Annotated in this window: 23 protein-coding genes; 2 read left to right on the forward strand and 21 right to left on the reverse strand. The window is 70.8% G+C overall.

Going from position 1 to position 25,558, the window contains the following annotated elements; genetic code table 11:
- Nucleotides 1–49 precede the first annotated feature (49 nt).
- From argF to ACIOMQ_RS11505, 21 genes are all read right to left on the reverse strand, one after another.
- Complete coding sequence (argF, locus tag ACIOMQ_RS11405; protein ID WP_401263609.1) at nt 50–1,084, reverse strand: ornithine carbamoyltransferase; 1,035 nt, start codon at nt 1,082–1,084, stop codon at nt 50–52.
- 131 nt (nt 1,085–1,215) lie between these two features.
- Entirely contained in the window at nt 1,216–2,448 is a 1,233-nt protein-coding gene (locus tag ACIOMQ_RS11410; RefSeq protein ID WP_362201934.1) for an arginine deiminase, read from the reverse strand.
- Nucleotides 2,449–2,553: 105 nt separating this feature from the next.
- Nucleotides 2,554–5,127 carry a polynucleotide kinase-phosphatase gene (locus ACIOMQ_RS11415; RefSeq protein WP_402188706.1) on the reverse strand — a complete coding sequence of 858 codons (2,574 nt, stop codon included), beginning with the start codon at nt 5,125–5,127 and terminating at the stop codon, nt 2,554–2,556.
- Nucleotides 5,124–6,623 carry a 3' terminal RNA ribose 2'-O-methyltransferase Hen1 gene (locus tag ACIOMQ_RS11420; RefSeq protein WP_401936240.1) on the reverse strand — a complete coding sequence of 500 codons (1,500 nt, stop codon included), beginning with the start codon at nt 6,621–6,623 and terminating at the stop codon, nt 5,124–5,126. The genes ACIOMQ_RS11415 and ACIOMQ_RS11420 overlap by 4 nt, the downstream gene beginning before the upstream one ends.
- Nucleotides 6,624–6,748: 125 nt before the next feature.
- Nucleotides 6,749–7,714 carry a homocysteine S-methyltransferase gene (gene mmuM / locus ACIOMQ_RS11425; RefSeq protein WP_402188708.1) on the reverse strand — a complete coding sequence of 322 codons (966 nt, stop codon included), beginning with the start codon at nt 7,712–7,714 and terminating at the stop codon, nt 6,749–6,751.
- Between the two features lie 114 nt (nt 7,715–7,828).
- Nucleotides 7,829–8,752, reverse strand: coding sequence for an LLM class F420-dependent oxidoreductase (locus ACIOMQ_RS11430; protein ID WP_401936236.1), 924 nt, complete (start codon nt 8,750–8,752; stop codon nt 7,829–7,831).
- 94 nt (nt 8,753–8,846) lie between these two features.
- Entirely contained in the window at nt 8,847–9,383 is a 537-nt protein-coding gene (locus ACIOMQ_RS11435; RefSeq protein WP_362201950.1) for a DUF6099 family protein, read from the reverse strand.
- Nucleotides 9,384–9,507: 124 nt separating this feature from the next.
- Entirely contained in the window at nt 9,508–9,876 is a 369-nt protein-coding gene (locus tag ACIOMQ_RS11440) for a nucleotide pyrophosphohydrolase (protein ID WP_401263607.1), read from the reverse strand.
- A complete protein-coding gene (locus tag ACIOMQ_RS11445; protein WP_401263606.1) occupies nt 9,873–11,198 on the reverse strand; it encodes an AAA family ATPase in 1,326 nt (441 codons plus the stop codon). The genes ACIOMQ_RS11440 and ACIOMQ_RS11445 overlap by 4 nt, the downstream gene beginning before the upstream one ends.
- Nucleotides 11,199–11,413: 215 nt before the next feature.
- Entirely contained in the window at nt 11,414–11,812 is a 399-nt protein-coding gene (locus ACIOMQ_RS11450; protein ID WP_362201958.1) for a cell division protein SepF, read from the reverse strand.
- A gap of 104 nt (nt 11,813–11,916) precedes the next feature.
- Nucleotides 11,917–13,191, reverse strand: coding sequence for a cytochrome P450 (locus ACIOMQ_RS11455; RefSeq protein WP_402188710.1), 1,275 nt, complete (start codon nt 13,189–13,191; stop codon nt 11,917–11,919).
- Nucleotides 13,188–13,802 carry an ATP/GTP-binding protein gene (locus ACIOMQ_RS11460; protein ID WP_362201964.1) on the reverse strand — a complete coding sequence of 205 codons (615 nt, stop codon included), beginning with the start codon at nt 13,800–13,802 and terminating at the stop codon, nt 13,188–13,190. Before ACIOMQ_RS11460 ends, ACIOMQ_RS11455 begins: the two co-directional genes overlap by 4 nt.
- Nucleotides 13,780–14,133 carry a DUF742 domain-containing protein gene (locus tag ACIOMQ_RS11465; protein ID WP_362201967.1) on the reverse strand — a complete coding sequence of 118 codons (354 nt, stop codon included), beginning with the start codon at nt 14,131–14,133 and terminating at the stop codon, nt 13,780–13,782. The genes ACIOMQ_RS11460 and ACIOMQ_RS11465 overlap by 23 nt, the downstream gene beginning before the upstream one ends.
- Nucleotides 14,130–14,555: a roadblock/LC7 domain-containing protein gene (locus ACIOMQ_RS11470; protein WP_362201970.1), complete on the reverse strand. Its 426-nt coding sequence runs from the start codon at nt 14,553–14,555 to the stop codon at nt 14,130–14,132. Before ACIOMQ_RS11470 ends, ACIOMQ_RS11465 begins: the two co-directional genes overlap by 4 nt.
- Nucleotides 14,552–15,949, reverse strand: a complete 1,398-nt coding sequence (locus ACIOMQ_RS11475; RefSeq protein ID WP_402188712.1) for an ATP-binding protein — start codon at nt 15,947–15,949, stop codon at nt 14,552–14,554. Before ACIOMQ_RS11475 ends, ACIOMQ_RS11470 begins: the two co-directional genes overlap by 4 nt.
- Before the next feature lie 62 nt (nt 15,950–16,011).
- Nucleotides 16,012–17,013: an MBL fold metallo-hydrolase gene (locus ACIOMQ_RS11480; protein ID WP_401758031.1), complete on the reverse strand. Its 1,002-nt coding sequence runs from the start codon at nt 17,011–17,013 to the stop codon at nt 16,012–16,014.
- Nucleotides 17,014–17,350: 337 nt separating this feature from the next.
- Nucleotides 17,351–18,523, reverse strand: a complete 1,173-nt coding sequence (locus ACIOMQ_RS11485) for a Gfo/Idh/MocA family protein (protein ID WP_401263601.1) — start codon at nt 18,521–18,523, stop codon at nt 17,351–17,353.
- Nucleotides 18,524–18,585: 62 nt separating this feature from the next.
- Nucleotides 18,586–20,226 (reverse strand): hypothetical protein, encoded by a 1,641-nt coding sequence (locus ACIOMQ_RS11490; RefSeq protein ID WP_362201982.1) that lies wholly within the window; start codon nt 20,224–20,226, stop codon nt 18,586–18,588.
- 52 nt (nt 20,227–20,278) lie between these two features.
- Nucleotides 20,279–21,223, reverse strand: a complete 945-nt coding sequence (locus ACIOMQ_RS11495; RefSeq protein WP_362201985.1) for a carbohydrate ABC transporter permease — start codon at nt 21,221–21,223, stop codon at nt 20,279–20,281.
- Nucleotides 21,220–22,230 carry an ABC transporter permease gene (locus ACIOMQ_RS11500; RefSeq protein ID WP_389801895.1) on the reverse strand — a complete coding sequence of 337 codons (1,011 nt, stop codon included), beginning with the start codon at nt 22,228–22,230 and terminating at the stop codon, nt 21,220–21,222. Before ACIOMQ_RS11500 ends, ACIOMQ_RS11495 begins: the two co-directional genes overlap by 4 nt.
- Nucleotides 22,231–22,724: 494 nt before the next feature.
- Nucleotides 22,725–23,525, reverse strand: coding sequence for a DeoR/GlpR family DNA-binding transcription regulator (locus ACIOMQ_RS11505; RefSeq protein WP_362201988.1), 801 nt, complete (start codon nt 23,523–23,525; stop codon nt 22,725–22,727).
- Between the two features lie 185 nt (nt 23,526–23,710).
- Here ACIOMQ_RS11505 and ACIOMQ_RS11510 point away from each other — a divergent pair, with 185 nt between their 5' ends.
- Complete coding sequence (locus tag ACIOMQ_RS11510; protein WP_362201991.1) at nt 23,711–24,595, forward strand: SIS domain-containing protein; 885 nt, start codon at nt 23,711–23,713, stop codon at nt 24,593–24,595.
- Between the two features lie 7 nt (nt 24,596–24,602).
- Nucleotides 24,603–25,505 (forward strand): acyl-CoA thioester hydrolase/BAAT C-terminal domain-containing protein, encoded by a 903-nt coding sequence (locus ACIOMQ_RS11515; protein ID WP_402188715.1) that lies wholly within the window; start codon nt 24,603–24,605, stop codon nt 25,503–25,505.
- Nucleotides 25,506–25,558: the final 53 nt, after the last annotated feature.

Raw genomic sequence — 25,558 nt, forward strand, 5'->3', positions numbered from 1 at the left:
TCACCCAATTGGGCGCATGATCATGCAGTCACTGCCGCAGTCGCAGTCGTCAGCTCGCGGCCGCCGGGGTCGCGTCGCCCGGCACGCCCGCCAGGGTTGCCACCAGGACGGCCTTGATCGTGTGCATCCGGTTCTCGGCCTCGTCGAAGACGACCGAGTGCGCGGACTCGAAGACCTCGTCGGTGACCTCCAGCTCCGTCAGCCCATGGGCCGCCGCGATCTCCCGCCCGACCTCGGTGCCGAGGTCGTGGAAGGCGGGGAGGCAGTGCAGGAACTTCACGTCGGCGTTGCGGGTGGCGCGCAGGACGTCCATGGTCACGGCGTACGGCGCGAGGGCCTCGATACGCTCGCCCCAGACCTCCTTGGGCTCCCCCATGGAGACCCAGACATCGGTGGCGACGAAGTCCGCCCCCTCGACGCCTTCGGCGATGTCCTCGGTGAGCGTGATGGTCGCACCGCTCACCCCGCCCACCCGGCGGGCCTCGGCGACGATCTCCTCGGCCGGCCAGTACGGCTTCGGCGCGACGATCCGCACGTCCATACCCAGCAGCGCGCCGGTGACCAGGTAGGAGTTGCCCATGTTGAAGCGGGCGTCGCCGAGGTAGGCGAAGGCGATCCGCTCCAGCGGCTTCTCGCTGTGCTCGGTCATGGTGAGGACGTCGGCGAGCATCTGGGTCGGGTGCCAGTCGTCGGTGAGTCCGTTGAAGACCGGAACGCCGCCGTGGGCGGCCAGTTCCTCGACGGCCGCCTGGCTGTCGCCCCGGTACTCGATGCCGTCGAACATCCGGCCGAGGACGCGGGCCGTGTCCTTCACCGACTCCTTGTGGCCCATCTGCGAACCGGAGGGGTCGAGATACGTCGTGGACGCACCCTGGTCGGCGGCGGCCACTTCGAAGGCACAGCGGGTGCGGGTCGAGGTCTTCTCGAAGATGAGCGCGATGTTCTTGCCGCGCAGCCGCTGCGCTTCGGTCCCCGACTTCTTGGCGGCCTTGAGCTCGGCCGCGAGATCGATCAGGCCGCGGAACTCCTCGGCCGTGAAGTCCAGCTCCTTGAGGAAGTGGCGGCCTGCGAGGTCTATGGCCATGGGACTGCTCCTGGGTAGGGCGAGGATCGCACGTACGGTGACTTTGGAAGTCTATACGACACAATGCATCGCTATACGGAGCGCCTTCCTCGCGCCGCCCCCTGCCCGCCGCTGTACCGCGTCCCCCGGGACTACACCGGGTCGCGCACCACGGGGCAGCTCATGCAGCGGGGGCCGCCCCGTCCCCGCCCGAGTTCGCTCCCGCGGATCTCGATGACCTCGATGCCCTCCTTGCGCAGATAGGTGTTGGTGGTCGCGTTGCGTTCGTACGCGACCACGACGCCCGGCTCGACGGCCAGCACATTGCAGCCGTCGTCCCACTGTTCGCGCTGGGCGGCGTGCACGTCCTGAGTGGCCGTGAGGACCCGGATCGAGTCCAGGCCCAGGGCGTGCGCTATCGCGTCGTGCATGTGCTCGGGCGGATGGTCGGTGACCTTCAGGTCCCTCGGCCCGTCACCGGGCTCGATGGTGTACGAACGGAGCATGCCCAGGCCCGCGTACTTGGTGAAGGTGTCGCCGTCGATCATCGTCATGACCGTGTCGAGGTGCATGAACGCCCGGCGCTTGGGCATGTCGAGCGCCACGATCGTGCGCGCCGAACCGGCGTCGAACAGCCCTCGGGCCAGCATCTCCACCGCCTGCGGGGTGGTGCGCTCGCTCATCCCGATGAGTACGGCGCCGTGGCCGATGACCAATACGTCGCCGCCCTCGATGGTGGACGGGTAGTCGTCCTGCCCTTCCGACCAGTGGTGGAAGGCCCCTGCTTCCGGACCGGTGAAGAGCGGGTGGTGGCGGTAGATCGCCTCGAAGTGGACGGTCTCGCGCTGCCGGGCCGGCCAGCGCATCGCGTTGATGGACACGCCGTCGTATATCCAGGCCGAGGTGTCCCGGGTGAAGAGGTGGTTGGGCAGCGGGCCGAGCAGGAAGTCGTCCAGGTCCATGACGTGGAAGCGGACGGAGGTCGGCTCGCTGTGCCGTTCCAGGAACTCCCGTTTGGTCATCCCGCCGACCAGCGCCCCGGCCAGCTCGGCGCTGGACAACTCCTCGAAGGCGGCCCGCAGATGCTCGGTGGCGAGCGGGCCGTACTCCTTCTCCTCGAAGACCCGGTCCAGGACCAGCCGCCTGGCCACCGGGATGTCCAGCGACTCACGGAGCAGATCGCCGAAGAGGTGCACCTCCACTCCGCGGTCGCGCAGCACGTCCGCGAAGCCGTCGTGCTCCTGCCGGGCGCGGCGCACCCAGAGCACGTCGTCGAACAGGAGTGCGTCCTTGTTGCTGGGGGTGAGCCTCTTCAGTTCCAGATCGGGGCGGTGCAGGATGACGCGGCGCAGCCGCCCGGCCTCGGAGTCGACGTGGAATCCCATGTCTCCATCCTCACCGTGCGGAGCGCCGTTCACCCGGTGAATCGCCAGCGGGTTTTCCGTTGATCTCACTGTTGGTCCCACCGGAGAACCCGCTGACGCCGCACCCTACAGCCGGGGGTCGACCGGCTCCGACTCCAGGGCCAGCACCGCGAACACCGCCTCGTGCACCCGCCACAGCGGCTCCCCGTCGGCCAGCCGGTCCAGTGCTTCGAGTCCCAGCGCGTACTCCCGGAGCGCCAACGAACGCTTGTGGCCCAGGAACCGGCCGCGCAGCCGCTCCAGGTTCTCCGGGCGGGTGTACTCGGGGCCGTAGATGATCCGGAGGTACTCCCGGCCGCGCACCTTGATGCCCGGCTGGACCAGCCTGCCCTTGCCGTCCCGTACGAGCGCGGCGAGCGGCTTGACGACCATGCCTTCGCCGCCGCGTCCGGTCATCTCCAGCCACCAGTCGACGCCGGAGCGTACCGACGCCTCGTCACCGGTGTCGACGACGAGCCGGCGGGTGACCTGGAGCAGCCCGGTCGGGTCGTGCTCCACCAGCCGGTCGAGCCAGGCCAGCTGCTCGTCGTGCGGTACGGAGGCCAGTGAACGGCCCTGCACTGCGAGGATCTGGAACGGCGCGAGCCGCACCCCGTCCAGCCCCTGGGTGCTCCAGCAGTAGCGGCGGTACGCCTCGGTGAACGCGGCCGCGTCCTCGGCCCGCCCCCGCTGGCGTTCCGCGAGCGTGCCCACGTCCACGCCACGGGCCGCCGCTGCCGCGAGAGCTGCTTCGGCCTCCGGGAGGACGGCGCCGGAGGCGGCGCCGACCGCGGCGTACTGCGTGCGCAGCAGCCCGGCCGCCTTGAGGGACCACGGCATCAGCTCGGCGTCGAGCACCACCCAGTCGGTGTTCCACTCCTCCCAGAGTCCGGCGGCGCTGACGGCGGTGCGCAGCCTGTCGAGGATCACCTCGGTGAGTGCGACGTCGTCGAGGAACGGCCGTCCGGTGCGGGTGTACAGCGCCCCGGTCGGGCCTCCCCCACCGCCCGGGGCGCGGGAGGTGTCCGCCACGCCGAACCGCTCGCGGGCGGCGTTCGCGTCCCGGCAGACGAGCGCCACCGCACGCGAGCCCATGTGCTTCTCCTCGCACACGACCTGGGTGACGCCGTCCGCCCGGTACTGGGCGAAGGCCTCGGCCGGGTGCTCCAGATAGCCGTCCTCGTGCGAGGTGGCGGTGGGCGCCATGGTCGGCGGGAGGTAGCCGAGCAGCCGCGGGTCGACGGCGAACCGGCTCATGACTTCGAGCGCCGCCGCGGCGTTCTCCTCGCGGACCGCGATGCGGCCCAGGTGCCGGGTCTCCACGATCCGGCGCCCGTGCACATCGGCGAGGTCCAGCGGCCGGCCCTCCCGGCCCCCCGGGGCCTCGGTGGTCAGCGGCTTGACCGGCTCGTACCAGACCTTCTCGGCGGGTACGTCGACGAGTTCGCGCTCCGGCCAGCGCAGCGCGGTCATCTTCCCGCCGAAGACCGCGCCGGTGTCCAGGCAGATGGTGTTGTTGACCCAGGAGGTGTGGGGCACCGGGGTGTGGCCGTAGACCACCGTGGCGCGGCCGCGGTACTCCTCCGCCCACGGGTAGCGCACGGGCAGGCCGAACTCGTCGGTCTCGCCCGTGGTGTCCCCGTACAGCGCGTGCGAGCGGACCCGTCCGGAAGTGCGCCCGTGGTACTTCTCGGGCAGTCCGGCGTGGCAGACGACGAGGTCACCCCCGGCGAGCACGTAGTGGCTGACGAGCCCGTCGATGAACTCCCGCACCCGCTCCCGGAAGGCCGGGTCCTTCTCGTCCTCCCGGTCCAGCTGCTCGATGGTCTCGGCGAGTCCATGGGTGTGCTGGACCTGGCGGCCCTTGAGATAGCGGCCGAGCTTGTTCTCGTGGTTGCCGGGCACGCACAGGGCGTTGCCCGCCGCCACCATGGACATGACGCGGCGCAGTACCCCGGGGCTGTCGGGGCCGCGGTCCACGAGGTCGCCGACGAAGACCGCCGTGCGCCCCTCGGGGTGCGCACCGTCGACGTAGCCGAGCTTGCGGAGCAGGGACTCCAGCTCGGAACTGCAGCCGTGGATGTCGCCGATGATGTCGAAGGGGCCGGTGAGGTGGCGCAGGTCGTTGTAGCGGCGCTCCAGCACCACTTCGGCGTGCTCCGCCTCCTCCTCGGTCCGCAGGATGTGCACCTTGCGGAAGCCCTCGCGCTCCAGGCCGCGCAACGAGCGGCGCAGCTCGCGGCGGTGGCGCTGGATGACGTGGCGCGGCATGTCGGCGCGGTCGGGGCGGGCCGCGTTGCGCGCGACGCAGACCTCTTCGGGCAGGTCGAGGACGATCGCGATGGGCAGCACGTCGTGGCTCCTGGCCAGTTGGACCAGCTGCCTGCGGCTCTCGGACTGGACGCTGGTGGCGTCCACGACGGTCAGCCGCCCGGCGGCGAGCCGCTTGCCCGCGATGCAGTGCAGGACGTCGAAGGCGTCACGGCTGGCGCTCTGGTCGTTCTCGTCGTCGGCGACCAGGCCGCGGCAGAAGTCCGAGGAGATGATCTCCGTCGGCTTGAAGTGCTTGCGGGCGAAGGTGGACTTGCCGGAACCGCTGGCTCCGATGAGGACCACGAGGCAGAGGTCGGTCACCGGCAGTGTGCGCGAGGTACTGGTCATGCGGCTTTCGCCTCCTTCTCGGTCTTGTTCCCGTTCTGCTTTCCGGTCCCATCGGCTGCGGTCATCGTGAACACGGCCATCTGCGTGGGCGGTCCCACCTCGGGGTCGTCGGGCCCCACGGGGAGGAAGCCGACCCCGTACCCATGCCGCTGTGCCACCTCACGGGCCCAGGCGCGGAACTCGGCCCTCGTCCACTCGAACCGGTGGTCGCCATGGCGCACCTGTCCGGCCGGGAGGGTCTCCCAGCGGACGTTGTACTCGACGTTCGGCGTCGTCACGAGCACGGTCCGCGGCCGGGCCGAACCGAACACGGCGTACTCCAGCGCGGGCAGCCTCGGCAGGTCGAGGTGTTCGACGACCTCGCTCAGCACAGCCGCGTCATACCCCTTGAGCCGCTTGTCGGTGTAGGTGAGCGAGCCCTGCTGGAGCGTGACACGTGCGGCCTGCCGCTCGCCCATCCGGTCCAGCTTCAGCCGGCGCGAGGCGATGGTGAGGGCGCGCATGGAGACGTCGACGCCGACGATCTCCGTGAAGCCCGCGTCCTTGAGCAGCGCCTGCACCAACTGGCCCTGCCCGCACCCCAGGTCGAGGACCCGGCTCGCGCCCGCGCCACGCAACGCGTCGAGGATCGCGGTCCGCCGCTGCTCGGCGAGCGGCACCGGCTTCTCCTCGGTGTCGGTCGTCTCGTCCACCGCGTTGTCGATGCTCTCGACATCGAGGTCGTCCGACTCGGCGAGCCGTACCAGTTCGAGCTGCTGCATCGCCTGCCGGGTCAGCCCCCAACGCCGGGACAGATAGCGGCTGGTGATCAGCTTCTGCTCGGGGTGGCCGGCCAGCCAGCCCTCACCGGCCCGCAGCAGCTTGTCCACCTCGTCCGGCGCGACCCAGTAGTGCTTGGCGTCGTCCAGCACCGGCAGCAGGACGTACAGCTGCCGCAACGCGTCCGCGAGTCGCAACTCGCCCTCCAGCACCAGCCGTACGTACCGCGAGTCCCCCCACTCCGGGAACTGCTCGTCCAGAGGTACGGCCACGGCGTCCACGCTCGTCCAGCCGAGCGGCCCGAAGAGCTTGCGCACCAGTTCCGCGCCACCGCGCGCCGGCAGAGCGGGTACCTCGATGCGCAGCGGAAGAGGCGCTTGCACCCGGTCGGGCAGCGCGCGGCACACACCGTTCAGAGCGGACTTGAAGACGGCGCTCATCGCCACGGCGAGCAGCGAGGACGCCGCGTACGGACGATCGTTGACGTACTGCGCCAGCGCGGCGTCGGGGGCGCCGCCACGGCCCTTGCCCTTGCCGCGCCGCACCAGCGCCACGGGATCCACCTCCAGCAGGAGCGCCGCGGTGCAGAGCTCGGCGGATGCCTCGGGATAGAAGACATGCGCGGTGCCGTGGGAGGTGGAGAACGTCTGCGCCTTCCCTGGGTGCTTGTGCAGCAGGAAACCGAGGTCGGTAGCGGGACGTTCCGGGTTGCCGGTCGTGCTGATCGTCAGGAACACACATCCGAGTATGGTCCGGTTCGCTCGCGTCCCACCAGCGCATTTTCATGTGTCCGGACGCCGCCGGCCCGCCCGTCCCCCCGGCCCGCCCGTCCCCTCGGCTCCCGCGGCCCCCTCGGTTCCCGTCATCCCCCTTCTCCGCCCCGCTTCCCTTCGTCTGCCGTCGTTCCGCCGAGCAGCCCCGCCAGCTCCGCTACGGTGTCCGGGCCGACCCGGCAGCAACCGCCCACCAGCCGGGCGCCGGCGTCCTGCCAGGCCCTTGCCCTTCCCGGATCGAACGTCGAGTCCCCGATCCACCCCCGGCCCCCGGCATCCCACCGCTCACCGCTGTTCGGATAGACGACCACCGGTTTCCCGGCCACCTCCGCCGCCACCCGCACCGCCCGGTCCGCATCCGCCGGATCACAGCAGTTCACCCCCACGGCCAGCACACGGTCGTTCCCCGAGGCGAGAGCGAAGGCCGTCTCCAGCGGCTGCCCCGCCCTGGTCCGGTCCCGCGCCACGCTGTAGGAGAGCCAGACGGGCAGTCCGCATCCCTCGACCGCCCGCAGCAGCGCCTCGGCCTCGTCGATGTCCGGCACCGTCTCCAGCGCCAGCGCGTCGGGCCCGGCGGCGGCCAGCGCCTCGATCCGGGGACGGTGGAACCGCTCCAGCTCCCGGACGGAGAGCCCGTAGCGGCCCCGGTACTCGCTGCCGTCCGCCAGCATCGCCCCGTACGGGCCGACCGAGGCGGCGACCCACACCTCCCGCTCCACCCCTCCGGCGGCCCGCCGTGCCAGCCGCACACTGCGGGCGAACAGTTCCGCCGCCCGGGCCCGTCCGATCCCCCGCCGCTCGAATCCCTCGAACGTCGCCTGGTAGCCGGCCGTGATGAGCACCTGCGCACCCGCCCGCACATAGGCCGCGTGCGCCGCCTCGATCTGCCCCGGCCCGTCGACCAGCAGCCGGGCCGACCACAGGGCGTCGGACAGATCGCAGCCCTGCGCCTCCAACTGGTTGGAGAGACCGCCGTCGAGCAGGAGCGTCCTCTCCGCGAGGGCCTGATCGAGGGCGCGGGCGGGCGGGTCCTGGGCCGACCGGGCGGTGTGCACGGGTGACTCCCCTCAGGTGCCGGGCTCCGGCGCGGCGGGCGAACCGGGAACGGACGCCGGCTCAGGTGGGCCGGAACCGGCATCCGGCCCGGGTGGGCCGGAATCGCTCCCGGCTCAGGTGAGCTGGGACTGGACCTGGGAGGAGATCAGCTCCAGGTGGTCCAGATCGTCCAGGTCCAGGACCTGGAGGTAGATCCGGGACGACCCGATCGCGCCGTACCGGCCGATCTTGTCGACCACCTCGGCGGGCGAGCCCGCAAGGCCGTTCTCCTTCAGCTCCGCCACCTCACGGCCGATGGCGGAGGCACGACGTGCCACCTCGGCATCGCTCCTGCCGACGCAGACCACCAGGGCGTTGGAGTACACCAGATCGTCCGGCCCCCGGCCGGCCGCCCTCGCCGCCTCCCCGACCCGGCCGAACTGCTTCTCGCTGTCCTCCAGCGAAGCGAAGGGGACATTGAACTCGTCCGCGTACCGGGCGGCCAGCCGCGGTGTGCGCCTCGCGCCGAGACCGCCGATCAGGACCGGCACCCTGGCCTGCGCCGGCTTGGGCAGCGCAGGCGAATCCGTCAGCTGGTAGTAGGTGCCGTCGAAGCTGAACGTCTTGCCGACCTCGGTCGCCCACAGCCCGGTGACGATGGCCAGTTGCTCCTCCAGCCGGCCGAACTTCTCCTTGGGGAACGGGATGCCGTAGGCCCTGTGCTCCTCCTCGAACCAGCCCGCACCGAGGCCGAGCTCGACCCGCCCGCCGGACATCTGGTCGACCTGCGCCACCTGGATGGCGAGCACTCCGGGGAGCCGGAAGGTCCCCGCGGTCATGAGCGTGCCGAGACGGATCCGCTTGGTCTCGCGCGCCAGCCCGGCCAGGGTGATCCACGCGTCGGTCGGGCCGGGCAGCCCGTCGCCCGATCCCATGCGGAGGTAGTGGTCAGAGCGGTAGAAGGCGTCGAAGGCGAGATCCTCGGCCGCCTTGGCGACGGTGAGCAGGGTGTCGTAGGAGGCCCCTTGCTGGGGTTCGGTGAAGATTCGAAGATCCATGCACCCATCCTGCACCTCCGGACGCCGGTCCTTCCTCCCCTCCTCCCTCCTCGGCGCCACCACCGCCACTCGCCGCCGCCGAAGGGCTGTACGGTCACGGCTGGCCCGCCGCCGAGCCCGCCGGTCCGCGGACCGCACCGTACGGGCCGTCCCGCTCCCGGCCGCGCTCCAGATCCTGCTGCCGCTCCCGCTCCTGCTCGTCGAGGCGCCGGAGCATTCCGTGCACCCGGTCCATGGACTCGTCGGCCGCGTCGATCGCCTCCATGCACTGCCAGTAGAGCCCCTGCTCGTCGGTCTCGCAGGCCACCCCGACCAGGGCCATCCCCACCTCCCCGAGCAGCGTGCCCAGTCCCGTCAGCGTCGCCCGCGGTTCGGCGAGCGCGGAGAGCTGTGCGGCCCGTGCCACCCCGGCCCGCGCCGCCGGGTGGTCCAGCGCCCCGCTGCTCCTCCCCCCGATTTCACTGAGCCCGCGCGCCTCGCCCCGTAACTCCTTGGGTCCGTCCACGGCGAGCCGACTGCCGATCGCCTGAGCGAGCGCCTGGGCCTGCCATGCCTCGGCGATGATGTCCGGCGTGCCCCGGCTCTGCGCCAGCGCACGTCGACTGACTCCTACAAGCCGCTCCGCTTCCATGCGTTACCCCCGTCCGTACGAAAAGCCGCTCAACTCATTCATTACCCACAGTGAGGGCGTCAGCACCGAAAAGCCAGGGGAATTCGGAAATCTGTGGACACGAAGTCGACTGTGGATAAATCGATCACTCCGAAGAGTGACGATCCGGGGGTTCGGAGGTGTCCAGGCGCTCCGGCACCGGGAATCGGGCCTCATTCCGCTCGATCTTCTCCGACAGCGCCGCCAGCGCGTCGATCCCCAGCACCTCGCAGAACTGCAGCAGATACGCGAGCACATCCGCGACCTCGTCCGCCACCCTGTGCGCCGTCTCGGGCCTCTCCATCACCCGCGCCGACTGCTCCGGCGTCAGCCACTGGAAGATCTCGACGAGTTCGGACGCCTCGACGCTCAGCGCCGCCGCCAGGTTCTTCGGGGTGTGGTACTGCTCCCAGTCCCGTGCGGCCGCGAACGCGGCGAGCCGTCGCTGCAAGGCCCGTACATCAAGTTCTCTCACGGCTCCAGGTCTACCACCGTCACCCCGGGCGTCTCCCGGGCCCGCGCCGCACCCGACTCCGTCACGGTCCCCACCAGTCCGAGGTGGCCGGCCGCCCCGGTCGACACCGCCAGATCCAGCAGTTCGCGCGACTGCCGTCCGTCCAGGTCCCGGTCGAATCCGTCGGCCAGCACGGTGAGCGTCTGCATGGCCGACGGCACCTCGCCCGCGGCGTCCACCGCGAGCGCCCCGGGGCCGGTGAGCAGCACCAGGGCGAGCGCGAGATACCTCAACTCGCCGTCGCCGAGCCGGCCGACCGGCGTGACGCGTCCCCCGCCGCGCCCGACCACCGCGCACAGCAACCCGTCCGCGAGCCGCTCCACACCGAGCCCGGTCACCGGCCCCGCGCATCCGGCGTGGGCGGCCGCGACCAGCCGGGCATGCCGTGGGGCGTGCTGCGTGTGCGTACGCCCCAGCACGGCCGCGAGGTTGCCGCAGTCCCTGCGCAGCCGGCCGTCGCCCGCCGGTACCGGGGCACGCATGCGCGACGGCTGCGGATCGCAGGCGAAGACCGACCGCAGGGCCACGACCGTCTGTTCGGCGGCGGCCAGGACCCGTAACTGCCCCTCGGTCCTGCCCGCCACCCGCAGCGGCAGCAGGGACGTTCCGAGGCGGTCGTCCGGCAGCGGCGCGCGCGTCACCGGGACCGCGCCCGCGGTGTGCCAGGCCGCCTGGACGGTCGAGCGCCCCGGGTCGCGCAACGCGGTGGTGAGCAGAATCTCGCCGCCACCGGTGAGCCGTTCGCCGACGATGCGGAGGGTGGGCTCCGTCTGGACGGCGACGTCGAGCCGTACCGGGCCCGCCGGGCCGTCCGTCGTGCAGCCGATCCGGAATCCTCGGCGGCCCTGGGCATCGGCCGCGGCCCCTTCCGGCACACAGCCCGCCGGGTCCGGGAACACCTCGTCGAGCACGTCCCCGCTGCCCAGCCGCGCCAGCGCCTCGTACGCCCGCAGGGCACTCGACTTGCCACTGCCGCCGGGCCCGGCGAAGAGAGTGACGGGGCCGACGGGGAAGGTGGCGCCCCGGTGCGAGGCGAAGGCGGACAGCCGCAGTTCGGTGACGACGGGCCCGGCGGAACGGACGGACCCGCGGGAACGCAGCACGGATTCCGGCCGGGCCGACGTACCGGATGAGGCAACGGCGGACACGGGTGTACCGGCCGCACCGGCGGTGGCAGCGGCACCACCCGGCGCGGACGCACCCGCGGCGAGGGAAGCGTCGGCGGACATGGACGTACCGGCGAGTGGTGGAAGGGGGGTGGTTTCCGGGCGGAGTGCAGTCATGGGCGGACCGTAAGCAGGCCCCGGGCAGGAGAACCGTTCCGCCTGAACTACCTTCCTACGATCGGGCTACCTTCGCGGCGACTGTCGCGCCCGCACGGCGTTCCCGGACGGCGTTCCCGCACGGCGTTCCCGCACGGCGTTCCCGCACGGCGTTCGCACGAACGGGACGGACCTGCCTTGCCGGTCCCTCCCGGCCACCCCCGCCCGCGTTCCTCCTACGAACCGGGTACGCCCGCCGCCGTGACCCCTTCGACCTCCATGCCGACCGGTGACAGCAGGAAGACATTCCGGTCGACCCGGTGCATTCCACTGCCGAGCCCGAAGACAACCCCGCTGGTGAAGTCCAGGATGCGCTTGGCCACATCCGTCTCCGCGCTGGTCAGATCGAGCAGCACCGGGATCTGTGCGACCAGGTACTCCGCCACCTCCCGCGCGTCCGCGAAGACCTGGACCCGCAGCACGACGAGGCGCCGCTGTTCGGCTTCCGCGCTCTCGTCGGGGACCGTGCGGTGATCGACCCGGGAGGGCCACTCGTTCCGGCTGCGCAGAGGCACGACCTGGGCAAGCCCCTCCCACTGCTCGTCCGTGACGTCGTACCTGTCGTACCTGCTCACCGGACCACCCCGTCTGTGCTTCGGTCGGCGTTGCGCCGGCTGCGCTCGCTGTTCATCGGGCAATTCTCTCGTCCCTCACCCGTTCGGCGTACCACCGACACGGTTCACGGGCCGATCGACACCGCCGACGGGCCGTCCGACGCGCTCTCGGCGGCTTCGCGCCGGTCCGTTTCCGCGGTCATGTCGACGGGGGTGAAACGTACCGGAAGCCGGACCAGCGCGCGGTGGAACGACCCCTGCCGCCACTCCAGTCCGCTGACCGGAACGTCCAGTTCTGCGTCGCACAGCTGACTGGTCAGCTGCTCGATCGCGGTCATGGCGATGAGCAGCGCCGGCTGCTTCGCCGGGCACCGGTGCGGACCGGCCGACCAGGCCAGATGGGCACTGGCCCCGGACCGGATCCCGGAGTCCGAACGTCCGGGCACCGACTGGGAGTTGGCCGCGGCGTAGGAGACCAGGACCAGCTGTCCGGCGCGCAGCCGGACGCCGTGGAACTCCGTGTCGTGGCGTGGGTAGTGGGCCGCGAGATTGGCCAGCGGGGGGTCGTGCCAGAGGACCTCGTCGATCGCCTCGTGCGCCGTCATCGCGCCGCCGTGCAGCGAGCCCGCGTAGCGCACGTCGGTGAGCATGTGCAGCAGCGCGTTGCCGATCAGATTGGTCGTCGGATCGTGGCCCGCGCTCATGATCAGAGTGATCTGACGCACAGTCTCGTCATTGTCGAGATCGGCGGGATGGGCGAGCAGGTACGAGGTGAGGTCGCGCCGCGGCCTGGCACGCCGGTCGGCGACCAGCTCGGTGACGACCTCGACGAGATCGGCGTACGCGGTGGCGGCGTCCTCGGCGGAGTTGAACATGCCGGCGATGCCGTTGACGATGCGTTCGCTGTCGCCCGGCGGGACACCGAACCAGGTGACGAAGACATGCACCGGGAGCCGTCGGGCGTACTGGGCGATCAGATCGCCGCTGCCGGTCGCGGCGAATTCCCCGATGAGCCGCTGGGCGACCCGGGCGACCTCGGCCCGCAGGACGTGCGGCTCGATCAGGGCGAGGCTGTCGTTGATGGCGTCGCGGTAGCGGGTGTGCACGTCGCCGTCGCTGAAGAGCGCGGTGGGCCGGTAGCCGAGCATGGGCAGGACCGGTGAGTCGTCGGGCACGGTGGCCTGCCAGGCGCGCGGGTCCTTGGTGAAGGTGTGGGGGTCGCGCAGCAGGTCGACGGCGGCCTGGTAGTCGGTGACCAGGAGGGCATCGATGCCGGGGGCGAGCCGGACGGGGGCGAGGGGGCCGTGTGCGCGCAGGCGCCGGTAGTGGCTCTGCGGGTCGGCGGCGAAGTCCGGGCCGTACAGCGCGAGGGGCTGCGGCGGCTGTACGGGCGGTGTCATGAGGGGTCCTCGGGCCGGGGCATTCGGGTCAGCACGTGCTCGGCCAGCGCGATCAGCGCGTCGATGCTGCCGCGGCGTTCGCGGGCGTCGCACTGCACCAGCGGGGTCTCGGGGGCGAGGTCGAGGTGTTTGCGCAGGACCTCGTCCGGGTGGGCGGGGGCGTCGGGGAAGCGGTTGACGGCGACGGCGTACGGCAGCCCCTGCTCCTCGACCATGTCCATGACCGCGAAGGAGTCGGCGAGCCTGCGGGTGTCGACCAGGACGAGTGCGCCGAGCGCGCCGCGTGCGATGTCCTCCCAGAGCGGAAGGAAGCGCTGCTGTCCCGGGGTGCCGAACATGTAGAGCACCAGGTCGTCGAGGACGGTGAGCCGGCCGAAGTCGATGGCGACGGTGGTCGTGGTCTTGTCCGGCAGCCCCGCGGTGTCGTCGAACCGGGTGCTGGACTGGGTCATCGCCTCTTCGGTGTGGAGCGTGGCGATCTCCGACAACGTCCGGATCAGGGTGGTCTTGCCCACGCCGAAGGGCCCCGTGACGACGAGCTTCATCAGGGTCCGGGCGGCGGGCGGCAGGTAGCCGATGCCGGCCCGGTCAGTGGAGGGAGCGGAGTCCAACGAGCAGCCTCTCGACGAGCGACCGGTCGATCTCCCCGGCGCTGGGGATGGGCGGTCGGGTGTGCAGGTGTCCGGCGGCCGCGAGGTCCGTGGCCAGGAAGACGGTGGCGCTGACCGGCAGTTCCAGGTGGGCCGCGCATTCGACGACGGTGAGCGCGCCCGGTTCGAGCAGCTCGCACAGTCTGCGCTGTTCCGAGCCGGTGTCCGGGGGCAGGTCCGTGCCGGTGCGTACGAGTACGGCGAGCCGGTCGAGCGCGGGACCGGCGGGCCGGGTCCGGCCGCCGGTGACCAGATAGGCGGGGATCAGACGGCGTCCGCGGCCGGAGGTCATGGCCGGGCGGTGGTGTCCGGTTGGCGGGCGGGCGCGTTCATCGCCCGGGTCAGGGCGGTGACCTGCACCTGCATCTGGTAGGCGATGTCGCCGAGCTTGGCTCCGGGTTCCGCGAACAGGGCGAGGGTGGTGTTGTTCCCGGCCGGTACGACGATGGCGAAGCCCTGGTCGGACTCGACGACCGTCTGGGCCAGGCTCGGCGCCTCGACGTCGGTGAAGGCCGTCGTGAACGCGCGGGCCGCGGCGTGCAGCGTGGCGGTCATGGCGGCGACCCGTTCGCCGGATGCCCGGTCCAGGCCCGGCGACGCGCCTTCGACGAGACCGTCACCGGTGGCGACCACGGCGTGCTGGACTCCGGGCAGTTCCAGCAGGGGGGTCAGCACCCATGCGAGGTCACCGGTGGTGGGGGTGGGGGCGCTCACGTCTCGTCGTCTCCTCGGTCGTTCCGGTCGTTCCGGTCGTTCCGGTCGCTCTGGTCGTCCTGGGGGGCGGGGTCGTCCGGTGCCGGTGCGGTCGGCCGTCCGGCGGTGCTCCTGCCGTTGAGGGTGCCCTGCTGGAGTGCCGCCCAGGAAGCCCCGGCCTCTTCAGGTGTACGGGACACCTTTTCCCGGTCCGGGGTGACGGTGGCGGGCGCGGGCCGGGCCGGGGTCGGACGTGGTGCCCGTCGGCGCCGGCTGGGCAGTTCGGCGGGGTGCCCGCCGGCGGGGCGCGGCGCGGGGGCTGGCTCCGGCCCGGCGGGGGCGGAGGCGGACGAAGTGGCCTGTGCCTGCACCGGCTTCGGGGCGAGGGCGGAGAGGGTCCGGTCGTCCTCCAGCACGGTCAGCAGGTGGGCGGGGACGCGCAGGATCGTACGCATTCCGCCGAACGGCGAAGCCTCGATGTGGCAGCTGAAGCCGTACTGCACGACGAGCCGGCCGACGACGGCGAAGCCGGTCTGCGGTGGATCGCCCAGCTCGGTCAGGAGCACTTCGGACGGACCCGCCAGCAGGGCGCGGGCCCGGTCGAGCGCGTCGTCGTCCATGCCGATGCCCGCGTCGTCGACGACCAGGAACGCGCCGCGGCCGCCGCTCTGCTGGACGGTCACCTGGACATCGGTGTCCGGGTGCGAGTAGGCGGTGGCGTTGGCCAGCAGTTCGGCGAGCGCGATCGCGAGGGGCTCGGCGGCGCGGGCCACGAGCGCGAGCCGTTCGTCGCGCAGATGGTTGGCGACCTTGATCCGTTCGTAGCCGGCGACCCGGGACTGGGCGCCGAGCACGATCTCGACGAGCGGCGAGTTCCGGCGGGCGAGCCCCGGCCAGGCGTCGCAGAGCACGGCGGTGGACTGGGTGCGCCGCAGCGCCAGTTCGTTGCGGAAGTCCAGTTGCAGGATCCGCGGGTCGTCGTACTCGTGCTGGAGCTCGTGCAGCAGTTGCTGGGACTGGTTGAGCAGGGACTGGATCTTGGCGGAGGTACCGCGCATCGCCGCACGGGCGGCCGCGTCGACGCGCCCGCGTTCCTCGACGACCGCGGTGCGGGCGGCCTGTACGGCCTCGGTGAGCAACCGGGCGGCATCGCCGTCGACGTCGGCCGCCTCCCGCAGTCCGGGCACCCGGGCGGTGGGATGGGAGAGGGCGAGCGCGACGGCGGGTATCCGCTTGCGGGCCAGCTGCCGGATCTCGTCGGTGAGGGCGGCGGTACGGGCCTCGGCGGCCTTCGACTGTCGTTCGGCCAGCTCGACGCGGGTCAGGGCCAGGTACTCCGAGCGGGCCGCGTTCTGTGCGCGGGCAGCCGCCGCCACGGCAGCAGCGACGGCGATCACCGCCACGATCCATCCCATGCCGTCACCGCGTTTCTGTTGTCGGATCGGTCTTCCGGCCGAAGCGGCGGCGGAAGCTCCGCTTACTTCTCCGCAGGGCCCGCCGGCTCACGGGACTGCTCCACTTCTTGAGCGACCACGGCGACGTCGGTCATCACCTGGAGCACTCCGGGCAGTTCGGAGCCGTCGAGCTGCCGGTACTCGCTGCCGATGGTCACCACCAGCCGCTCGGGGAGGCCCAGCTCCGGATAGCGTCCTTCGCCGATGACCCGGCGGGCCGCTTCGAGGGCCGGAACCCCGGCGGCGTGGAAGGCGTGGGCACGCTCGCGCACGTACTCCAGGTACACGATGTGATCGCGCACCCCGGCCCGGTCGAGGACCGGTCCGTGTCCGGGGACGACGGTCTCCGCGCCGGTGGCCAGCACCCGTTCGCAGGCCGCGATCACGTTGCTCAGCGGACCCGCCCAGTGCACCGGGTGGTCGCCGGGCCGGGCGGGGGTGGAGGAGAAGATGATGTCCCCGCTGAACACCGCGCTCTGCGCGGGCAGGTGGACCATCAGGTCGCCGGTGGTGTGCGCGGACGGCAGGGCGGAGATCTGGACCGGGTACTCCCCCAGGGTCAGTTCGAGCTCCCCGGTGAAGTACGTGGTCGGCTGCACCGGCTCGGTGTGGGACCAGTCGAAGGGGCCGAAGTGGCGTCCGAGGTAGGCGCCCAGCGCGGTGGCCGGATCGCCGGTGGTGACGAGCGCGTGCTGCTGCTGCGGCGTGGGCTCGTAATGGATGTGCTCCCGGGCCTCGCGGGTCGCGATGATCTCCGCGTCCGGGAGCACGCCCGCGCCCCAGAAGTGGTCCCCGTTCGCGTGGGTGACGATCACCCGGTCGATGGAGACACCGTCGGGCAGCCGCTTCGTGGATTCGGCCAGGAACTGGCCGGCCAGCACGGCGTCGTACGGGGTGTCGATCCAGAGCGCGCCACGGGGCGAGACGAGGAGACCGCAATTGGCCAGCCCCCAGCCGCGCTTCGGCGGAAGCCATGCGTACAGGCCCCGCCCCAGGTCAACGACGTCTCCACCCGTGATCGACATGGACGCGATTATGCCGACCGCGTTCCGGCCATGCGTTCGAACTCGGCCATCACGGCCTTCCATTGGCGCAAAATCGCCTCTCGCATCCTTCGGTCACGGCGGCTCGGTGACCCTGCGAAACCGGCACTTCGCACCCCCATGGGGCACCTTTCGGACAATCACCTTCACAGCACCCGGTGAGGTCACCCATCGCGGGCGACACCCCTCGGGCGGGCATCAAACCGGAATGCGCCGATTACCCACCGAGCATGGCTGAAAACAGCCGTACCGCGACCTCCGGTGACCGCGCCGGACAGCGCGGTCGCCGAAGGTCGCCGGAACGCCTCGTGCCGTCTTCCTAGCGGACCTGACCGCGTTCGAAGTAGGCGACGAGCTCGGGGTCGAGGGCCGGTACGTCGTACGGCGCACCGCCCTCGCGCAGGGAACGGGTGGCGAGCACACCGGCGGCGACGCTCATCCGGGCGGCGACCGGCGAGGTGTCGGTGACGCCCCCGTCGCGCACGAACCGGCAGAACTCCTCCATGATCCGGGTGTCGCCGCCGCCGTGCGAGCCACCGGCGTCCGGCACCCGGTAGGTGATGTCGGCGTCGCCGCGGTAGCCGCTGGGGCCGGTGTTCCAGACCTTGACCTCGTCACCGGGGCCGTCACCGAAGTTCTCCAGACGCCCCTCGGTGCCGATGACGGTGTAGTTCCGCCAGTAGTCCGGGGTGAAGTGGCACTGCTGGTAGGCGGCCACGACGCCGTTGTCGAGCTGCATGTTCATCACCGAGACGTCCTCGACGTCCACGATGTGGTGCAGGTCCTTGCGGGCCGTCGGCGGCCAGTCGAACTCCCGCAGCCAGTTCGCCGGGCGCGGGGTGTCCGGTTCGCGCCGCGGCAGGTCGCCGTAGACGAGGAGGTCGCCGAGCGCGTTGACACGGCGGGTGTAGCCGCCGGCCAGCCAGTGCAGGACGTCGATGTCGTGGGCGGCCTTCTGGAGCAGCAGACCGGTGGTGCGGGTCCGGTCGGCGTGCCAGTCCTTGAAGTAGTAGTCACCGCCGTAGCCCACGAAGTGCCGCACCCACACGGCCTTGGGCTCGCCGATGTCGCCGCGGGCGATGATGTCGCGCATCAGCCGCACGACGCCCATGTGGCGCATGTTGTGTCCGACGTACAGCCGCGTCCCGGTCTCGTACGCGGCACGCAGGACGTTGTCGCAGCTCTCGACGGTGATGCCGAGCGGCTTCTCGACGAAGACGGCCTTGCCGGCCCGGAGCGCGTCGATGGCGATGGTCTCGTGGGTGTCGTCCGGGGTGGCGACGATGACCGCGTCGAGGTCGTCGCGGCCGAGGAGCAGCTTGTAGTCCTCGACCGCGACATCGGTGCCGAACCGCTCGGCCTCACGCCGGCGCACCTCGGGGTCGAGGTCGCAGACGGCGGTGATCGCCGAACCCTGTCCGGGGTGGTGGGCGGACATCGCGATGGAACGGCGCAGGCCGAGCCCGATGACGCCGAGTCGCAGGTCTGACACGGTGGTCCCTTCTGTCTGTACTGGTGGTGCGGGCGGTTCCGTACGGATGGTGCGGGCAGGGACTACTTGCCGGCGAGCGAGGCCTCGTACTCGGCCCGTATCTTGTCGCCGCCGCCGGAGCGCCACTTGCGCAGCTCCTCCTTGTAGGCCGAGATCGGCTTGCGGCCCGCGATGATGTCCTTCTGGATGTCGCTCATGGCCGTGGTGAGCGAGGCGCCCTTGCGGGTGTACGTGTCGGAGAAGTGACCGCTGACCGGGCTCGACTGGTTGATCTTGAGGAGCTCCTGCTGCCAGCCGTGGATCCGGCCGGCCAGTTCCGCCTTGCCCGGCAGGTAGATGTACTCGGGCCCGGCGGCCAGGAAGGCGAGCGGCATGGCGGTGGTGACGGCCTCGGCCTCGCCCTTGGGGGTGAGCTCGACGTCGCCGCCGGACGTGCGGGTGAAGTGCTTGCCCTCGATGCCGTTGTCGAGGAACAGCCGCTCCTCGGTACCGAAGGGAGCGGCCAGGTAGTCCAGCACGCCCAGCAGCATCTTGACCCGCTTGTCGTCGGCCTTCTTGCTGATGGCGGTGTAGCCGACGGAGCCGTATCCCATGCTGTACCGGGGCTTCGCGCCCGGCTTGGCGGCGAACGGCACGATGACGCCGAACGGGAAGTCGTACGTCTTGGCGTCCACCAGGAAGCTGGGGAAGGACTGCACGTAGGCGCCCAGCGAGCCCTGCGCCATCTTCTCCATGGTGGTGGAGAGGTTGGGGTCGGGCCAGAAGAGACCGGCCTTGGCCACCTTGACGCCGAACGCCAGGGCCTCCTGGTACTCCTCGGTCTCGTACATGTGGGTGAGCTTGCCACCCTCCAGCCGCCAGCTGCTGGGGGCGCCGAACCACTGGCCGAACATGCCGACGTGGTTCACGTACGCCGGCTCCAGGACGTACTTGTTGCGCTTGGCGTCCAGGAGCTCCTTGCCCTTGGCGAGGAAGTCCTCGGCGCTGGTGAACTTGGCGCCGCCGACCGGCCTCCAGAAGTCCTCGTTGACGACGTAGACCTGGCCCATGGAGCCGTAGGCGACGGTGACGCCGCGGATCTTGCCGTTGATCACGGCGGTCTTCCAGGCGGTGGTCGGCAGGTTCGCCAGGTTGGGGTACTTCTTGACCGCGTCGCCGGACAGGTGCGGTGTGAGGTCCTGGAACTTGGCGTCCAGCAGCTCGGGCACCCGCTGGATGCCCTGGTTCGGCGGGAACCAGACCAGGTCGGGAATGTCGCCGCTGGCCATCATGGCGTTGAACTTGGTGAGGTACGCATCGACGCCCTGGTCGACGACGATCGTCATGTCGAACTGCGCCCCGAGGCGCTTGTTCAGCTCCTGCCAGTAGGCGTTCTTGGCCTGCGGCGGCGCGGGCGTCGTGAACGTCTCGGTGAGGGCCGTGATCCGGCTGCCGTCGCCGGGCACCTTGGCCACGGACCTGGTCAGCTGCTTCGGGTAGCGCAGGTACGTGGCGTCCAGCCCGGCCGCGTTGCCCGCGAGGTCCGCGGGGGCGGTCTGCGCGGCGACGTACGCCGGGAGCTTCAGCTTGGCGGACGCCTTGGCTCCGCCCTTGCTGATGGTGGCGCCGCTGCCGCACGCGGTCAGGGACGTCAGACCGGCCGCGGTCAGGCCGGCGATCCCCGCCGCGCCCATGAAACCGCGCCTGGACAAGTTGGTGGACATGGGTGCTCCTTGAAGTGTGTGAAGTGCGTGGGGCGGGGTCCGGGCGGGCGGATCAGCCCTTGATCGCCCCGGTCAGAACGCCCTTGACGAAGAACTTCTGCAGGAAGGGATAGACGCAGAAGATGGGCACGATGGCGATGATCAGCACGGCCATCTGCAAGGAGGTCGCGGGCGGCACCGCGTGGACGCCCATGGCCTGCGCGTTGATGCTCTGGCCGTTGAGGACGTAGCTGCGCAGGATCACCTGGATGGGGAACTTGCTGGAGTCGTTGAGGTAGAGCACCGCGTTGAAGAAGCTGTTCCAGTAGCCGACCGCGTAGAACAGCCCGACCACCGCGAGGACCGCCTTGGAGAGCGGGAGGACGATCCGGAACAGGACGGTCACCTCACCCGCCCCGTCGATCCGCGCGGCGTCGTACAGCTCCTCGGGAATGCTCTGGAAGAACGAGCGCACGACCACGATGTTGAACGCGTTGAGCAGTACCGGAAGGATCAGCGCGGCATAGGTGTCGAGCATCTTGAACTGCTGGACGGCCAGGTACGTGGGGATGATGCCGGGGGCGAAGAGGAAGGTACCCAGCACCAGCAGCAGGATCGGCTTGCCGAGGACGGTGCCGGGCCGCGAGGTGCCGTACGCGATCATCACCGTGCACGCCAGGCTCAGCGCGGTGCCGATCAGCGTGATGCAGATGGAGACCAGGGCCGCCTGGGTGACGACCCCGCCGGAGAGGATGACCCGGTACGCCTCCAGCGTCGGGTGCTTGGGCAGCAGGACGTAGCCGCCGTTGGCGTTGAGCTCTTCGCGTCCGGCGAGGCTGGTGCCGATGGCGAGGACGAACGGGTAGAGCACGATCACGGTCAGGACGACCAGGGCCGCCGCCTTCGCGCCCTGTCCGTACCAGTGGGGGCGCTCCATCCACGGCGGGCGGCCGGACGAGGCACGCCGGGGGCCGGACCGGGCGGTGCGCAGCCGTGACGAAAGGGTCTGCTGACTCATCGGTACACTCCCTGCTCACCGAAACGGTGGGCCAGCTTGTTGGCGGCGAGGATGAGGGCGAATCCGATGACGCCCTTCATGAGACCCGCGGCCGTGCTCATCCCCCAGTCGCCGTCGATGACGCCGTGGAAGTAGACGTAGGTGTCCATGACTTCGGAGGCGTCCGGACCGACGGCGTCGCGCTGCAGGATGATCTGCTCGAAGCCGACCGAGAGGATGTCGCCGAGCCGGAGGATCAGCAGCATGAGGATCACCGGCCGGATGCCCGGCAGGGTGATGTGCCAGATCCTGCGCAGCCAGCCGGCTCCGTCCATGGCGGCGGACTCGTACTGGCCCATGTCGATCGAGGCGATCGACGCCAGGAAGATGATCGTCCCCCAGCCGCAGTCCTTCCAGATGGCCTGGGCGGTGATCAGCAGCTTGAAGGTGCCGGGGTCCGTCATCACGTTGCCGATGGTGACCCCGTGCTCCATCAGGAGCGTGGTGACCGAACCCGCGCCGCCGAGCACCTGCTTGAACATCGCGACCACAACGACCCAGGACAGGAAGTGCGGGAGGTACACGACGGTCTGGATGAACCGCTTGATCTTCTCGCTGATGAGCGAGTTGAGCAGCAGCGCCAGGGCGATCGGTGCGGGGAAGTAGAGGAGCAGCTGGATCGCGGTGATCTGCAGGGTGTTGGAGACCGCGCTCCAGAAGTCCGGTTCGGCGAGCAGCGCGGTGAAGTTCGCGAGGCCGACGAACGGGCTCTGCTTGAAGCCCAGGAACGGCTGGTAGTCCTGGAAGGCGATGACGTTGCCTGCGAGCGGCAAGTAGAAGAAGAGCGCGAAGTACAGGACGCCCGGCAGGCAGAACAGCAGAAGTGCCTTGTCCCGCTTGAGGCGGTGCCGGAGCGGCTGCCGTATTCGCAGGTCTTTGCGCTTCTTCCCGGCGGGGCGATCCGCGTCGTCGCGGTCTTGGGGCTGCGGCACAGGCGACCGCACGGCCGAGACCGGCGCATCTGCCATCGTCACAGGCACCTCCAGGGCTGATGGAGCAAGGGAGTGTCCCGCATCCGTGGAGACGGCCCGCACCACCGTGGGTGTGCGACCGGCGCTCCTTCGCGGCGACAGGCACATAGTTCACGACGGTGCACCCGGATGGCAAGAGTTGTTCATTTCACAGAGGTAACGAACATCTATTGACACAGAAAAAGTTTCTATACGGGTGCCACGAACACGGCGAGCGACCACCCAAGACCCGAAATAGGGCACAGAAGCAGCATGTAAGCGCCACCGAAGTGACCGTCAGGAGGCCCTGCTCGTGACCCCGCGTCCGGGCCGCGGGCGCTCCACCATGCTCGATCATGCGTTCAAGATCACTTGTACCGACATTCTCAAGCACCCGCAGGGCGCCATCCTCGCGCCCTCCGCACGACCCGCACCCAGCACGCAGCACGCAGCACGCAGAAGCGGCGGGCCGCCACCTCGATGGTGGCAACCCGCCGCTGCGTCGGCGCTGTTCAGACGGCGATGACGGTGACGCCGGCCTCCGTGAAGCGGGCGGTCGCCTCGGGCGTGATGCCCTTGTCGGTGACCAGGAAGTCGACCTGCCCGAGATCGCAGACCCTGGCGAAGGCCCGCTTGCCGATCTTCGAGGAGTCGGCCGCCACGACCACCCGCTGCGCCTGCTGGGCGAGCAGCCGGTTGATGCTGGCCTCGCCCTCGTGGTGGACGTACGCACCGCGTTCGGTGTCGATCGCGTTGACGCCCAGCACGGCGACATCCAGCGTGATTTCACCCAGTACGCCGCTGGCCAGCGGGCCCGTCAGCTCGTACGACTGCGGCCTGGCCACCCCGCCGGTCACCACGATCTTGATCTGCGGCCGGATCACCAGCTCGTTGGCGATGTTGAGGGCGTTGGTGACCACCGTCAGTGTCGGCTGACCGCCCATCCCCGCCGCGGTGTCACCGACGACGTCGGAGCGCACCGCCAGCGAACGGGCCACCTCGGTCAGTGTCGTACCGCCGGTCAGCCCCACCACTTCGCCCACCGCCACCAGTTCGGAGACGGCGCGGCCGATGGCCTGCTTCTCGGGGGCGTGGCGGCCGGTCTTGTAGCGCAGGGCCAGTTCGTAACTGACACCGTGCGCGACCGCGCCACCGCGGGTGCGGGTGAGCAGCTGCTGCTCGGCGAGCTGGTCCAGGTCGCGGCGGATGGTCGCGGCCGAGACATCCAGCGTGGCGGCGGCGTCCTCGACCTCCACCCGGCCGTTCTTACCCACCAGTTCCAGCAGCGCGTTCCACCGGGCATCCCTGGACAAGAGAACTCTCCTTACGGGCCCGGGCTTCGGGCACCCATCCCCTTGGGTACGGTCACCGGACACGCGCAAGCGTCGCACAAGGCTCCGCCCAGTCAAGCCTCCTGCACGCAGAATGCTTGATAATGCTCGTAGATCGCGTATAGCGTGCGCAAACGAGCATCTCACTACGAGTACGGAGTGCAAAAGTGTCATTTGTCGAGATCGAGACAGCCAGTCAGCCGGAGTGCTGGCGCCGCGCCGCCGAGCTGGCCCAGACCCAGGCCGCCGCTCTGCCCGCCGCCGGTGAGCGCATCGCGGTCGTCGGCTGCGGCACCTCGTTCTACATGGCCCAGGCCTACGCCGCGCTCCGTGAGGAGTCCGGGCAGGGCGAGTCCGACGCCTTCGCCGCCTCGGAGTTCCCCTTCGGCCGCCGCTACGACCGGGTCGTCGCCCTCACCCGTTCGGGCACCACGACCGAGGTGCTGGCCCTGCTCGACCGGCTCCGCGGTGTCACCCGCACCGTGGCCATCACCGCCGACCCCGACACCCCGGTCATGACGTCGGCCGACGAGGTCGTCGTGCTCGACTTCGCCGACGAGCAGTCCGTCGTGCAGACCCGGTTCGCGACCACCCTGCTCACCCTGCTCCGCGCCCACCTCGGTCTGCACACCGACGCCGTGGCCCGCGACGCGGAGACCGCACTGGCCGAGCCGCTGCCCGAGGGTCTGCTGGACTGCACCCAGTTCACCTTCCTGGGACGCGGCTGGACGGCGGGGCTCGCCAACGAGGCCGCACTGAAGATGAAGGAGGCGTCGCTGTCCTGGACGGAGGCGTACCCGGCGATGGAGTACCGTCACGGCCCCATCAGCATCGCCACCACCGGCACCGCGACCTGGATGTTCGGCACCGCCCCCGAGGGGCTCGCCGAGCAGGTGCTCGCGACCGGTGCCCGCTGGGTGGAGAGCGACCTGGACCCGCTGGCCGAGCTGGTCCGCGTCCAGCGGCTGGCCATCGCCCGCGCCGCCGCCCGCGGCCTGGACCCGGACAGTCCGCGCCACCTGACCCGCTCGGTGGTCCTCGCGGACGCCTGACCGCCCGATGGACATCGTCGAGCGCACGTTCGGCGGCGCGGACGGGGACGCCCGCGTTCATGAGGGCTTCCTCGCCATGCCCGCGCGTGGCCCCGTACGCGGCGGCGTCGGGGTGCTCGTGCTCTCCGGGTCCAGTGGACGCATCGAGGACGAGCGGTGCCGGATCCTGGCCCGGGAGGGCATGACCGCGTTGTCGATCCGCTGGTTCGGCGGCCCCGGGCAGCCGCCCGGGATCTGCGAAGTCCCGCTGGAGACGTTCGGGTCCGCGATCGAGGTGCTCCGCGCGGGCGGTGCCCGGCGGATCGGCGTCCTGGGTGTGTCCAAGGGGGCGGAGGCCGCCCTGCACCTGGCCGTGCTGCTGTCCGGTGTCGACGCGGTGGTGGCGCTCTCGCCCACCTCGACGACCTGGGCGAACGTCGGCCCCGGCCGGGACGGCCGGAACCGGCCCTGCCGGTCTTCCTGGTCCTGGCGGGGCGAACCGCTGCCGTTCGTCCCGTACGACGACTCCTGGGCACCGGTGCCCACACCGCCGACGGGCGCTCCCGTCGCCGTCCGTGACTGGTACGAGCGCAGTCGGCGGACGTTCGCCGACCGCGTCGACGCGGCGGCCATCGCGGTGGAGAGGTCCGCCGCCGAACTCGTGCTCGTCGCGGGCGGGGACGACGCGATGTGGCCTTCGCTGCCCTGGGCCGAGGAGCTGGCCGCCCGTCGCAGGGCGGCCGGCCGGCCCGTACGGGTGATCAGCAGCCCCGACGCGGGTCACCGGCCACGGCTTCCGGGCGAGGGTCCGGCCGCGGCCTCCGCGCACTTCCTGTACGGGGGCACGCCGACGGCGGACGCCGCACTCGGGACGGCGGCCTGGCCCTGCATACTCGATGCGCTCCGCGGAGCACATCGGGGCGGCGTCTGACGGCGCCCCGCGGACGGGCGTCCACCGTGGCCGCGGCCCGGCCGGGCGGCCGG

It is taken from the genome of Streptomyces sp. NPDC087845, assembly GCF_044742755.1.
GTDB lineage: Bacteria > Actinomycetota > Actinomycetes > Streptomycetales > Streptomycetaceae > Streptomyces.

What these genes read in the sequence shown, in the direction of transcription:
- ACIOMQ_RS11495 (WP_362201985.1), bottom strand. Translation starts at nt 21,223, where the DNA reads ATGAGTCAGCAGACCCTTTCGTCACGGCTGCGCACCGCCCGGTCCGGC.
- ACIOMQ_RS11415 (WP_402188706.1), bottom strand. Translation starts at nt 5,127, where the DNA reads ATGACCAGTACCTCGCGCACACTGCCGGTGACCGACCTCTGCCTCGTG.
- ACIOMQ_RS11500 (WP_389801895.1), bottom strand. Translation starts at nt 22,230, where the DNA reads ATGGCAGATGCGCCGGTCTCGGCCGTGCGGTCGCCTGTGCCGCAGCCC.
- argF (WP_401263609.1), bottom strand. Translation starts at nt 1,084, where the DNA reads ATGGCCATAGACCTCGCAGGCCGCCACTTCCTCAAGGAGCTGGACTTC.
- ACIOMQ_RS11480 (WP_401758031.1), bottom strand. Translation starts at nt 17,013, where the DNA reads ATGTCGATCACGGGTGGAGACGTCGTTGACCTGGGGCGGGGCCTGTAC.
- ACIOMQ_RS11430 (WP_401936236.1), bottom strand. Translation starts at nt 8,752, where the DNA reads ATGGATCTTCGAATCTTCACCGAACCCCAGCAAGGGGCCTCCTACGAC.
- ACIOMQ_RS11515 (WP_402188715.1), top strand. Translation starts at nt 24,603, where the DNA reads ATGGACATCGTCGAGCGCACGTTCGGCGGCGCGGACGGGGACGCCCGC.
- ACIOMQ_RS11445 (WP_401263606.1), bottom strand. Translation starts at nt 11,198, where the DNA reads ATGACTGCACTCCGCCCGGAAACCACCCCCCTTCCACCACTCGCCGGT.
- ACIOMQ_RS11410 (WP_362201934.1), bottom strand. Translation starts at nt 2,448, where the DNA reads ATGGGATTCCACGTCGACTCCGAGGCCGGGCGGCTGCGCCGCGTCATC.
- ACIOMQ_RS11465 (WP_362201967.1), bottom strand. Translation starts at nt 14,133, where the DNA reads ATGACCTCCGGCCGCGGACGCCGTCTGATCCCCGCCTATCTGGTCACC.
- ACIOMQ_RS11455 (WP_402188710.1), bottom strand. Translation starts at nt 13,191, where the DNA reads ATGACACCGCCCGTACAGCCGCCGCAGCCCCTCGCGCTGTACGGCCCG.
- ACIOMQ_RS11475 (WP_402188712.1), bottom strand. Translation starts at nt 15,949, where the DNA reads ATGGGATGGATCGTGGCGGTGATCGCCGTCGCTGCTGCCGTGGCGGCG.
- ACIOMQ_RS11435 (WP_362201950.1), bottom strand. Translation starts at nt 9,383, where the DNA reads ATGGAAGCGGAGCGGCTTGTAGGAGTCAGTCGACGTGCGCTGGCGCAG.
- ACIOMQ_RS11490 (WP_362201982.1), bottom strand. Translation starts at nt 20,226, where the DNA reads ATGTCCACCAACTTGTCCAGGCGCGGTTTCATGGGCGCGGCGGGGATC.